An 11196-nucleotide genomic window follows, 5' to 3' on the forward strand; every position below is an offset into this window, starting at 1 on the left:
ACGCAGCTTCCCGATGATCTCCTCGGGCTTGTGCTTCTTCAATGGCATCTGTCGTCCCTTCAGCAGTGAATTCCATCATACTCAATGGACCACCCGGAAGGGGGCACCTCACTCCCCATCCCTGACTGACTGGACGGGTGGGGGCGAGAGCTATGAAATAGTTGCTGATCCACCCTGCAACCTCGCTTTGCAGTCAATAATGTCTCTTCGACAGCAGAAGAATACGGAGGAGATGAAATTTGGGAAAAGCGCGCCACCCGAAGATTTTCTTCAAGACACACCTCTCAAGCACAGCGCTTACCAGACCCTGTCAATGGTGGATATTGAACTTTGGCAAGAGGCTGGTTGGGAAGGTGTAGGAGTCGCTCTTCGGCCTTACGTAGTACCGATCGCACCACCCTTCTTGGGGCTTCTATTCAGAAACGGCGACGCTGGAAGGCGAATCTTTGAGAACTGGATTTCTGACGTTGGGCGGGCAGATGTAAATGAAAAAATTCGCATTGTAATATTAACCGGAGTCGAAAATTCGAACCCCAACGCCTACACGTTGGCAGTGAGTTCAAATATCGGCAAAGCTCAATTCAAAGAGTTCGATCGCATCTTTGTGACTTCAAAAATGAAGACCATGGAAAATCCTGATCCACGAAACTTAGAGAATTTTGGTAGAGCATTCGCTGCATCTCAAAGTTATGCCTTGGTGCCAGTGACCCTATCCGACGATGGAAGGCCACCTGAATTTCACTTTGATCTATCGATCCTAAAGCGCGAAGTTGTGATCAGGGAAGCCTGGACCATCGGACTCAATGATCCTGATTGCATGGCAGTTTCCCCAAGCATAAATCCAATCATCCCAGAAGGTCATGAGAACGCGCCAATTTTGGAGTTGATGGAGTGGCAGAAGAAACGAGGTCGGTGACGACCAGACCTTGAGGAGAAATCAATTGGAAGGCTGAAGAACGGCGCCCTCATGTGAACAAATGTCGGCTGCGGGCCGGTTGCACCAAGATGCCCGGACGGAGAACACGCGAATGGTATGTCCGCTATCGGGATGAAGACGGAAGCCCCCTATGTCTAGAATGGTAGGCGGAAGCCGACGAACAGCCGGAGCGGCGCTCACGCGCCGCCCCCGAACCGCAGAACCGGGATGCCGCGCTTCCTGGCCTTGTCGGCCAGGTTCTCCTGGATGCCGGTACCGGGAAAGACGATGACGCCGACCGGCATGGCGTCCAGCATGGCGTCGTTGCGACGGAAGGGGGCGGCCTTGCGGTGCTTCGTCCAGTCCGGCTTGAAGGCGATCTGCACGATCTCCCGGTGATCGGCCCAGCGCGAAGCGATGAACTCGGCACCCTTCGGCGAGCCGCCGTGCAGCAGCACCATGTCGGGATGCTTGGCCCGGACCTTGTCGAGCCGGTCCCAGATCAGCGTATGATCGTCGAAGTCCAGGCCGCCGGTGACGATTACCTTGGGTCCGGGCGGGATCAGCAACTCGCTCTCGGCGCGGCGCCGAGCGTTGAGGAAGTCGCGGCTATCGATCATGGAGGCCGTCATGGTCCGGCGCGAGATCAGCGAGCCGACCTTCGGACGCCACGCGCTCAGGGTCAGGCGCTCGAACTGCTCCTGGGCGGTGTCCCGGAAGATCTCGTAGGCATTGCGGCGCTCCAACAGGGTCAGCCCCTGCGCGATCAGCCGTTCCAGTTCCACCGAGCGGATCTCGCTGCCGTCCTGCTCCTGCTGCCCGCGCTTCTGCGCCACCTCGTTGCGGTCCAGTTCGCGTTCGACCTGTCCGACCATGCGGTGGAAGATATTCACAGCGGACCAGAGCAGCTCCTCAAGATCGGGCTCCAGCCGGGTCTCGGTGAAGGTCGCGGCGATGGCGTCGAAGATGTCGACCACCGCGCCGGCGATGCGCTCCTTCTCGGGCAACGGCCTTGGGTCCGGCTCGTCCGCGAAAGGACGGTAGCCATACATCTGGAGTTCCGCCAGCACATGGGCGGTCGGGGATACAGCATGGTCGGGTTCGAAATCGTCGGTCGCACGGGTCATGGGACTGTCCTCCGGAACACGGGCCACGCCCATCGCGGCCTTTCCGGGGGCGGACAGCGGCAGACCAGGGCCGGGCCGGAACCGCGCGCTCGCGCGCGCGGCCGAAGCGCAGCGCAGGATGGCAGGGCGGCGGCTATTTTGCCTCGCGATGCAAAGCGCGCCCCTTGGGCGCGCGGCGGAAAATAGCCGCCGCCCGCCATTGAAGGGCCAGCCCGGCTGACGCCCGCTCCCCTCCTGAAAGGCCGTGGACGCGAACACTCCGCCGGGACGAAGACCCAGAGCCAGCCCGACAGACACGAAACTCGCCCGCCCCTTCCCGGCCCGCTTCAGACGTGTGCCGTCTCCAGGAACCGCGCGACGTCCTGCGGGGCAAGCTGGGGATGCAGGATCGCCCGCAGCGCGGCGGGACCGAGATGGCGGAGATCATCGTTGAAATCCGCCAGCCGTGGCGACAGGGCAATCAGGTCGATCCCGGCGTCGCGGGCGCGCCCGGAGAGCGTCTCCAACGCATGGTCGCCGGCCGGATCGTCGTCCCGCACGACATAGAGACGGCGCAGCAACGGCGGAAAGACCATGGTGGCGAGATGGCCTGCGGAGAGACAGGCGGCCAAGGGTAGATCGGGCAGCACCTGCCGGAGCGAGAGGACCGTCTCGATCCCTTCCCCGGCGGCCAGCACGTCGGATGCGACACCGAAGCGGACGGCATGGCCGAGCAGGTCGCCCAGCGCCCGGCGCGGGACATCGACCGGGGCCTTGCCGTGCCCGTCCGCCGCCAGCCAGGTGCGATGCACGCCGGTCAGGGTGCCGTCGAGATCGGTCACGGCGGCGATCAGTGCCGGCCAGACCTCCGTGGGACCATCATCGTCCGGTCGATAATAGCAGGTCGGATGGAAACGCAGCGCCGAGACGCCGGGGAACCGTTTCAGGTCGCGATGCCGCAGATAGGTCGCCGCGAGGGTACCGGCCAGCGGATAGGTCATCGACCACAGGCGCCGCACAGCCTCCGCATAACCGGCCGAACCGCGCCCGTTCGCCGGATGATCAGCATGCGATACAGGCCTGGGTTCCGGACGTGACAGGCTAAGGAACGCCCGTGCCTCGTCGGCGACATCGCGGAAATCGAGCAGGCCGCAGCTTTCGCGGATGACATCCAGCAGGTCGCCATATTCACCCGAGGCTGCATCAGCCCAGCGGCCGGCCGCGCCGCGCCCCTCTGAGGGACCGTGCAGGCGCACATACATCGACCGGCCCGGCGTATTGCGCACATCGCCGACCAGCCAGTACTTGCCGTGACGGCGCCCGGCCGAAAGATAATAGCGACAGACCGCCTCGGCCTGCTCCGCCAGACGGCGGGCCAGATCGCCGGCGTCCGCTCTGTCATGTCCGGTCATTTTGCCCTCCCGGCAGGCTTGATGCCGCCATAATCTGCCGCTAACGGCGGTGCGGATGGGCTAAGGCCCGCAACGGAAAGGAACCGTAGATGAAGATTACCGAACTGGTCGATCATATCGCCAACGCCGCCGACCTCTCCAAAACGGACGCGCGCAAAGCCGTCGACGCCCTGGTCGCCGCCGTGACCCACGCCGCGAAAGCCGGCGACGAGGTGACCCTTCCCGATCTCGGCAAGTTCAGGGTCAAGGACGTTCCCGCCCGCGAAGGCCGCAATCCCGCCACCGGCGCCACGATCACCATCGCCGCGTCGCGCAAGCTGACCTTCACCCCCGCCAAGGCGCTCAGGGACAGCCTGAACGGCTGAATGCCGGACAGACAAAAGGCGGCGGACTTGCGCCGCCGCCCCCTGACAGACCGACCTTACTCTTGTCGCCCTGCCGCTCATCCGACCGCCTCCATCAGCTTGCGGGCCTTGCCTTCGAGATCGAGCCGAACGTCCTGATTGGCCTTGGTGCGGGCCAGCGCGGTGATACCCTGCACGAAATCATAGATCGTCTCGGGTTTCCTCTGCTCCTCGCGCAGCACCGTCTCGATGATCGTCGCCGTCTCCGGCTTGGAGAAGCCGCGTCGGCGCAAGAAACTCTCGCGATCATCGTCATCGCGTGCGACGATCGCCTTGCGCGCCGCCTGGATGCCGGAAACAAAAGAAGCCGGACTGGCATTGGCGAAATTGCGCAACGCCGGTGCGGCCTGATGCACGAAGCGAGAGGGCGCGAATTTGCTATGCCGGATCGTGATCTGTTCGAAATTTTGTTGGCCCCACAGCATACGATTCTGGCACACGCCGCGCAGATAAAACGACGCGATCCCCAGGCTCTTGCTGCCGACCTCCGAGTTCCACGCGTAAAAGCCGCGAAAGTAAAGATCGGGCTCCCCGTTCGGCAACCGGCCGGCCTCGATCGGGTGCGTATCGTCAACGAGAAATACGAAGACATCCCTGTCCGAAGCATAAAGCGTCGTCGTCTCTTTGGTGACATCGACATAAGGATTATGGGTTAGGGTCGACCAGTCGATGACGCCGGGCACCTTCCAATTGGTGTCGCCCGTGCCATCGCCCGCGATCTTGCGGACGGCGCCGACCAGTTCATGGTCGAATACGCGGCCATAATCGGGACCGGTCACCGCGCGCAGTTCGATGCGTCCGTCGTCGGTTTCCAGCGTTTTCACCAATTCGGCCCGGTGCGACAGCAGGCCGTGCTGGAGATTGATCGCCGCCAGCGGCGCCGGCAGATTGCGCAGATAGGAAGACGGCGCGCCGACCAGGCTGGACAACTGACCGAAGGACCAGTGCGTCGGCGCGACGGGTTCGTCTTGCCCCGGCACCGCCAGAGTCAGGCGCTCGGCATTGTCGCGGCTGGCCTCGACGCGGATGGCACGGCTTTCCACCGTGCGGGCGGTGGCGCGCTCCGCGCGGGCCAGCGTGGCCGCGTGCAGATCGGCCAGCGATAAATAGCGTTCATCGTCGGGGCGGGAAAACCATTCCGAGGACACGCGGACGTCACGCCGCCCCCGCGACGGGTCGATGCGGAATCCCGCAGGTCGGGCGGACGGCAGGATGGTGGTAGCGGACATGGAGACTCTCCTCTTGCGCCGGATATTCGGCACAAAAGGCGAAGCCGCCCTCTCCCTCCTTCACGGCCGTGCCGGACGTAAGAAAAGCGGCTTCCGGGGCACCGGAAGCCGCTGGTAAGATCTTGTCCGTCTATTCCGCCGCGATCGCGCTGGGCGAATCTGACGCTGGCGCGCTGGCGTGCTCGTCCGCTACAGGATCGACCGGGGCTGGAACGCCGGCGCGCAGGGCTTCTGGGAGCCAGCCGGAGCCTTCCAGCAGCCGTTCGGCCTCGCGGGCCATATCGGGCTTCTTGAGATGGGCGATCATCTGCGCGGCCTGTTCACCCCGAGCCTCGCGTACCGCTTGCAGAATGCGCGCCTTGGTGACGCGGCCGAGGTAATTGTCGATTGTCGGCGTCCAGCCCGCCTCCACGGGGTCGAAACGCAGCGCCATCGCCAGCCGGTCAGCCCGGGCGATCCGCCGCTCGATCGTCTGCGGCGAGACGGCGCCGTAGGGATGGACCTTCTCATAGAGCGCATTGACCCCCTGGGAGAGGCAGTGCGCCAGCAGGGCGAGACGGCTGTCGTTGTCCAGACGATCGAGCCAGATCCAGAGCACGTCTTTGCCGGTGGGCAAATCGGCTTTCCAGGCCTCGTCGCGTGCCTGCACCTGATGTGCCGGAATGCTGCCGGCGAGGTCCGGTCCCTGGACGGGGAACGACACCGCACGGACACTAACCTGAAGGCAGGCGCCGTCATACATATCGTGGAACAGCACCAGGCAGAGCGTGTGCAGGAACTCGGTGAGCGCAACATGCGGGTTGCTGGCGAAGGCGTCACGCAGCGCTAGCGTCCGCCAGGCCGTCAATTCGGTGACGAGCCGGTCGGGCAGCGGCTTCAATCCATCCTCGTCCTCGGGCTCGTCCTCCTCCGTGACCACCTGGCTGGATACGGCACCCGCGCCGGAAGCCTCGGAGTCGGCATCGTCATCCGTCTCCCCCGCCCCAACGTCGGCCGACGCCTCGTCGTCGTCCGGGTCGGTCGGTATGTCTTCGGGACGCACGAAGCCGCGCGCGACCAGCAGCGTGCCGTCGTTGTCGAGGCTGACGAAGGCCCCGGCGCGCGCCATCTCGGCCGGATCATAGGTGACGGGGCGCGTTTCCAGGGCTTCGATGGCCTGCTCGATCTCGCCCAGCCGAGCATCGACCGCGTCGGGCAGTTCGTCGGCCTGAGCGTAATCCGCCTCGATTGCCTCCTGCTCCACGCGCAGGGCCTCAAGGCGAGCCAGTTCGTCCTCGGTGATGGCGACCGGCCGGCCTTCGATCGCGTTGAACGTCCGCGTATGCCCCCAAGGGAAGGACAGGGCGGTTTCGACCCACTTCCAGCCTTCGGCGCGGATTTCGGCGGTCGCCGTTTCCAGCCTATCCATGACCAGCCGGTCGAGCAGGGCGGGGTCGTTCAGCCAGCCGCCATCGTCGGCCTCGAACAGGTCGCGCATGACATGGCCGCCGGCGGCGACATAGGCATCGAGCCCGACAAAGCGGACGCGGACATCGGACGCGCGCACCGTCTTCTCGGTCAGCATCCGGCGGATCAGATAGGGCTCGCGGTTGTGGCTGCCCGACAGAATCTCCCAGATTTGCTCCTGACGCGCAGGGTCGTCGCTGATCGAAAACGCGATCACCTGGTCGAGCCGCATGCCGTCTTCCCCGTAGACGGCGAGCAACTTTTCCGAGACGGTCATCAGGCGCAGGCGCTGCCTGACGACGGTGACCGGGACGAAGAACGCGGCGGCGATTTCCTCCTCCGACAGGCCCTTTTCCAACAGGGTCCGGAAGGCGCGGAACTGGTCCAGCGGATGCAGGGAGACCCGCTGCACGTTCTCGGCCAGGGAATCGTCCTCGGCGAGGATCGGCGATCCGGCCTCGCGCACGACACAGGGGATCGGCGCCGTCTTGTTCAGCTTCTTCTGCTTGACCAGCAGTTCCAGGGCGCGGAAACGACGCCCGCCTGCCGGCACCTCGAACGTGCCGGTTTCCGCACCGTCCGCATCGAGAACCGGCCGCACATTGAGGCTCTGCAACAGCCCGCGCCGCGCGATGTCGGCGGCCAGTTCGTCGATCGACTGCCCGGCCTTCAGCCGGCGGACATTGGACTGTGACAGCACCAACCTGTTGAAGGGAATGTCACGGGACGAACTGAAGGTGATTTTCTGGATGGCGCTTGCCATGGCGGGAAACTCCGCGACGGACGGCCGGAAGACCCTCTCCCAGCCTCGAAATCCGTCGCGAAACCTCCCCTGCCCTCTCCCTCTACCCCGGCCTCACACTCCACACATCCCGTCACACTTGTCGAAGAACAAATCCGCCTGCCCGGTCTTATCGCGGTCGTGCAAGGCTCTTGTTCATTCGTAAACATTCGTTTCACACACATACTTCAGGCCGCGGTAACATCAGCTTTCGCCCTCATGCTGAACATTCAGGCCACGGCGTCGCTTCCGCATAGCGGATATGGTTAAATTCATAACAATGTGACCGACTTTAACCGATAACAGACTAATCATTGCTGCCTCATGGTCCCGCATAGCAGTCCCTCGTTCACGGCCATCATATTGGGCACTTTTTTTGGATTGATGTAACGACGCACGCAAGCTCGTAATGTTGCTCCGAAGTCGACGCGATTTGTTGCGCGCAGCGACCGTCAAAACTGCATCAAGCCCGCTCATTTGTTCAGTGCATTGGTCCACCTACCGCGCCGGCTGCCGTTGGCACAGCTTTGACCTGACCCAGTGTTCCCACTGTGTCTTTTGCATTCGGCACCCCGACGCCTCCAACCTTGGCAGGGCCGCCCGATACGAGTGTCCCTAATGGCGCCACGGTGCCACCGACTCCGGCTGCGAGCGACTTTCGATTGCTGCCAAGAGGAGTAACTTTCAGGGTCGTAACTTTGCTAGGGTCCGTAGCACGGGCTGCGACGCTGGAGGCATTGGCAGCGGTGCCACTGTTGTTCGTGCCCTGAGCTAGCCGGACGGGGACGACTGCCAGGGCAATCAGCGCGCTAATAGTGAGTATATAGGCCGCAATCGCAGCATTGCGAGTGTTCTTGTAGATATTCTCAGCTTCAGTCAGGGGCTCAGCCGCTAGCAACTTGAAGTCTTCTGGATCGACGAAGCCATAAAGCTTAGTCTGCCATTTGCTTTGCATCTTGCGAAACAGCGCCATGAACTGCGCATTGGCAAAAATTACCATACCGAGGCTGAAGGCCAAATAGATTGCCAAGCCATAGAGTAGCGCATCGGCAAGCCCAGCCTCGTCTTTCCCTGGGGTAGCGAGGAGGGTAAAGCGCCCGAGTACGGCGGCGGCTACAACGAGCAGGTCACGCCACAAATTGCCTGTTAGTTCACGGGTCTGGCCGACTACGCGGGTTACGTCATCGGCCAGGGTCTTGCGCAGCTCCTGCAAGGATTTGAGCGTCTCCTTGCTGGCATCACGCACATGCATGCGAAACGCCGCCTTAGCGGCTTCGAGTGCACCGGGAGCACGATCGGCGAAGCTGTTAGAAAACGGCTCATCGCCAGGCCATTCTCGCGCGAGTTCGTAGACGAACAGCGTATGGCGTGTCTCGGCATCGCGGCCCGAATTAAACACCCAGTCGGCGACCTCCGTGACGAGCTTAAAGTCTCGGTTCGGATTGATCATCTCAAGCGCAGCGCGGAGCTTACGCTTGCGTGGACCCGTCAGGGTAACGCGGATTTCGTCGTCTTGTTTCCAGACCTCATCCACAAGGCAGAGGAGAAGTTGCGGCAGCGCAGCCGCACGCCATGCTTTGAAGACCGCGCTGCCCTGCATTTCGGTGCCTCCCCGCGGAGCCGCAGCGGCTACCGCAGCACCGCCGGTCGCATCGTCCTGCTCGGTCGGGTCTTGCTCGTTGCTGGCCCGTCGACATTCGGTATTTCCGGCTGGCTGTGGTGGCACGGTTAGTAGCAGCGGGCCGATCGAGAAGGGCACAATCGCGAGCTGGTCACGCACGATCCGCCGCGGCACTGGCCAGTTGAACTCGTCGTCGGCCAGTGCGTCGGCGACCATCTCGGTCCAAGGCTCGAAGCTGCATTGAACAGCACGAAAAGATGTGAACTCTTCGGCGACAAGAACGCGCCGCGCGAGTGCGGCCTTGTCGCAGTCGTCGAGCAAGACTGCAAGTCCACGCGCAGTAAGGAAATAGTAGGTTGAAGCGGTCGGTGCCTTGATGAAGCTTACACGCAATTCTCCATCACTCGCGGCTAGGGCCGGGATCGTGACAACTTCGCCGAGCACATCGATTGTTTTGAAGGCGCCGAAACCACCGTCGCACCAGGCGGCGGCAACCGCCGCCAGCTCGGCGCGCAATGCCTCATCTGGCGTACCACGCACATCCAAGCGGTCGATGCGTTCGCTCAGCGACCCACCGCAAGTGGCAAGGGCGTCAGCGCAGACGCGAACGCGCTTCGGTATAGTCATCCTCGACCCTTATCCCGCCGGTCTCGATCACGATACGCTCGCCGCCGCCTGCAAGGGCTTCGCGCCGGACGCGGTCTTCGAACTGCCGATCGTAAATGACCTCAATCCCCTCGTCGGTCACCATATGCTTGCGCCGCGGCCGAGGCACCGCGTTGCGATCGAAATCGAACACTTCATTCTCAATTCGTGCGTTGCGCAGCTCCTTATCAAAGGTGGTGCGCACGGGTGAGTCCTCGGGCAATGGTCCGAACACTGCGGCCAGGAATGGCTCGCGATTACTGGGATCAAAGCCCGGCTGCATTTGGACAGCATCGTAGACGCGGCGGTTGAGCTGACTCATCACAGCGGTACCAAGGGTGTCTGCATGTTTACGCGCGGTCTTCTTGGCGATGTCGGAAAGAGTGGAGGTAAGCTGATCGGCTTGGAACCTCCGCCGCGCGCCCAAGAAGCCCAAGAAATACCGGGTGATCTTGCTCGGCGCAACGCGGTCGCGGACTGACAGTTCGCCGCCCGCCTCGGTCAGACGAATAATCGCAGCCTTCTGCAGCGCCTCCGGCGAGCGCACGAAGGTGCTAGTCAGCGCGGCGATAAGCGCGCGACGGATATCATCCTCCTCCTCGATCGTGTAGGAAAGCACTTCCTCATGATCATATTTGATGATCGCGTAAAGGCGCTCACCCGCGACATTAAGCACGAACATGAGGAACACGCCGACGCTCGCGGCACCCGAATGCATAGTATTGAACAGGGTCGCGAGATTTTTGGTCTCGGACACAAAGCAAGCCGCATCCTCCTCGATCTTTAGCAGCGAGGCGAGGACCGGCGAAGCCGCAACGAAGTCAAGCATTATGCCTTTGGACGCGGTCCGGATGCGATCGACAAAGAAATCAAGATGAGCGCCGGGTTCGATTTCTTCGAGAAGCACGAGGTTGCTATCGTCAGGCCCGACCACATGGAAAATCATGCGTTCGATCACGATATCATTGGAATGATTAGGCTGAATCATGCGGTCACTCTCCGACTTTAAAGCCAGACGTAAGCCAAATTGCGGAGCCAGCCAATCTAGATGATTGATGTTCTCTATATGTTCCAATCTGACTTATCAAGAAAAATGCGCCTAAGCCACTCCTGGTAATCGTCGGGGAAGAGCCTGAAACCGGAATGCCTCAAGAGAGACGCGTAGCCGTCCCAGACGTCATTCATGCGGATTTCATATTCCCGATAATTTCATCTGAAACCCGACCTAAGGAATGGAGCCGATCGACGCGCCCGTCGGTAATGCCGGTATCGACATGATCGGTATGGTCGATGAAACCAGTTCACCGAAGTGCATGCGCTGTTCAGGGCAGATTGGCCCGAAGCAGTCATACATTCCTATCGCTTCAGGAAGGCGTAAGAAGGGCAACTCACGCAGACGTGAAACTCGACAATTTTACGCCTGAATACCTTTTCGTTTGTTTCCTATGTGTTTCCTGCGTGGGCTTTCGGGCAACAAAAAACCCGCCGGTGAGGGCGGGTTTTAATGTGTGATATCAATCACTTGAACCATGGTTGCGGGGGCAGGATTTGAACCTGCGGCCTTCAGGTTATGAGCCTGACGAGCTACCGGGCTGCTCCACCCCGCGGTGGTGTAAGGTGGACTGGAAGACCTGGC

At 61.8% G+C, this 11196-nt stretch carries 8 protein-coding genes and 1 tRNA gene; 2 read left to right on the forward strand and 7 right to left on the reverse strand.

The genetic code is table 11. From position 1 onward, the window contains the following. Nucleotides 1–916 (forward strand): hypothetical protein (locus HLH34_RS18615; RefSeq protein WP_220792270.1); only part of this gene is annotated, 916 nt, incomplete at its 5' end. A gap of 197 nt (nt 917–1113) precedes the next feature. Here HLH34_RS18615 and HLH34_RS18620 read toward each other — a convergent pair. Then, on the reverse strand, nt 1114–2043 hold the full coding sequence (locus HLH34_RS18620; RefSeq protein ID WP_183121064.1) for a DUF2493 domain-containing protein: 930 nt from the start codon (nt 2041–2043) through the stop codon (nt 1114–1116). Between the two features lie 326 nt (nt 2044–2369). Next, entirely contained in the window at nt 2370–3434 is a 1065-nt protein-coding gene (locus tag HLH34_RS18625) for a DUF7146 domain-containing protein (protein ID WP_183121065.1), read from the reverse strand. Nucleotides 3435–3523: 89 nt separating this feature from the next. On the opposite strand from HLH34_RS18625, the gene HLH34_RS18630 reads away from it, so the two are divergent. Then, nucleotides 3524–3799 (forward strand): HU family DNA-binding protein, encoded by a 276-nt coding sequence (locus tag HLH34_RS18630; protein WP_183121066.1) that lies wholly within the window; start codon nt 3524–3526, stop codon nt 3797–3799. Between the two features lie 77 nt (nt 3800–3876). Here the strand turns inward: HLH34_RS18630 and HLH34_RS18635 are convergent, their stop codons facing one another. The 5 genes from HLH34_RS18635 to HLH34_RS18655 all read right to left on the reverse strand — a co-directional run bounded on the left by HLH34_RS18635 (nt 3877) and on the right by HLH34_RS18655 (nt 11167). Beyond that, the gene (locus tag HLH34_RS18635; protein ID WP_183121067.1) at nt 3877–5067 is read right to left on the reverse strand and encodes a DUF932 domain-containing protein; all 1191 of its coding nucleotides are present in this window, start codon (nt 5065–5067) and stop codon (nt 3877–3879) included. A gap of 130 nt (nt 5068–5197) precedes the next feature. After that, nucleotides 5198–7276, reverse strand: coding sequence for a ParB/RepB/Spo0J family partition protein (locus tag HLH34_RS18640; protein ID WP_183121068.1), 2079 nt, complete (start codon nt 7274–7276; stop codon nt 5198–5200). A 499-nt stretch (nt 7277–7775) separates the two neighbouring features. Next, a complete protein-coding gene (locus HLH34_RS18645; RefSeq protein ID WP_183121069.1) occupies nt 7776–9542 on the reverse strand; it encodes a hypothetical protein in 1767 nt (588 codons plus the stop codon). Beyond that, nucleotides 9508–10548 (reverse strand): nucleoid-associated protein, encoded by a 1041-nt coding sequence (locus tag HLH34_RS18650; RefSeq protein ID WP_183121070.1) that lies wholly within the window; start codon nt 10546–10548, stop codon nt 9508–9510. The genes HLH34_RS18645 and HLH34_RS18650 overlap by 35 nt, the downstream gene beginning before the upstream one ends. A 542-nt stretch (nt 10549–11090) precedes the next feature. Then, nucleotides 11091–11167 (reverse strand) — tRNA-Met (locus HLH34_RS18655). Nucleotides 11168–11196: the final 29 nt, after the last annotated feature.

It is taken from the genome of Gluconacetobacter azotocaptans, assembly GCF_014174355.1.
In the GTDB taxonomy this organism is placed as follows: Bacteria; Pseudomonadota; Alphaproteobacteria; order Acetobacterales; family Acetobacteraceae; genus Gluconacetobacter; species Gluconacetobacter azotocaptans.

Excerpts from the sequence above, each read along its gene's own strand:
- HLH34_RS18620 (WP_183121064.1), bottom strand. The coding sequence starts at position 2,043 with ATGACCCGTGCGACCGACGATTTCGAACCCGACCATGCTGTATCCCCG.
- HLH34_RS18625 (WP_183121065.1), bottom strand. The coding sequence starts at position 3,434 with ATGACCGGACATGACAGAGCGGACGCCGGCGATCTGGCCCGCCGTCTG.
- HLH34_RS18630 (WP_183121066.1), top strand. The coding sequence starts at position 3,524 with ATGAAGATTACCGAACTGGTCGATCATATCGCCAACGCCGCCGACCTC.
- HLH34_RS18635 (WP_183121067.1), bottom strand. The coding sequence starts at position 5,067 with ATGTCCGCTACCACCATCCTGCCGTCCGCCCGACCTGCGGGATTCCGC.
- HLH34_RS18640 (WP_183121068.1), bottom strand. The coding sequence starts at position 7,276 with ATGGCAAGCGCCATCCAGAAAATCACCTTCAGTTCGTCCCGTGACATT.
- HLH34_RS18645 (WP_183121069.1), bottom strand. The coding sequence starts at position 9,542 with ATGACTATACCGAAGCGCGTTCGCGTCTGCGCTGACGCCCTTGCCACT.
- HLH34_RS18650 (WP_183121070.1), bottom strand. The coding sequence starts at position 10,548 with ATGATTCAGCCTAATCATTCCAATGATATCGTGATCGAACGCATGATT.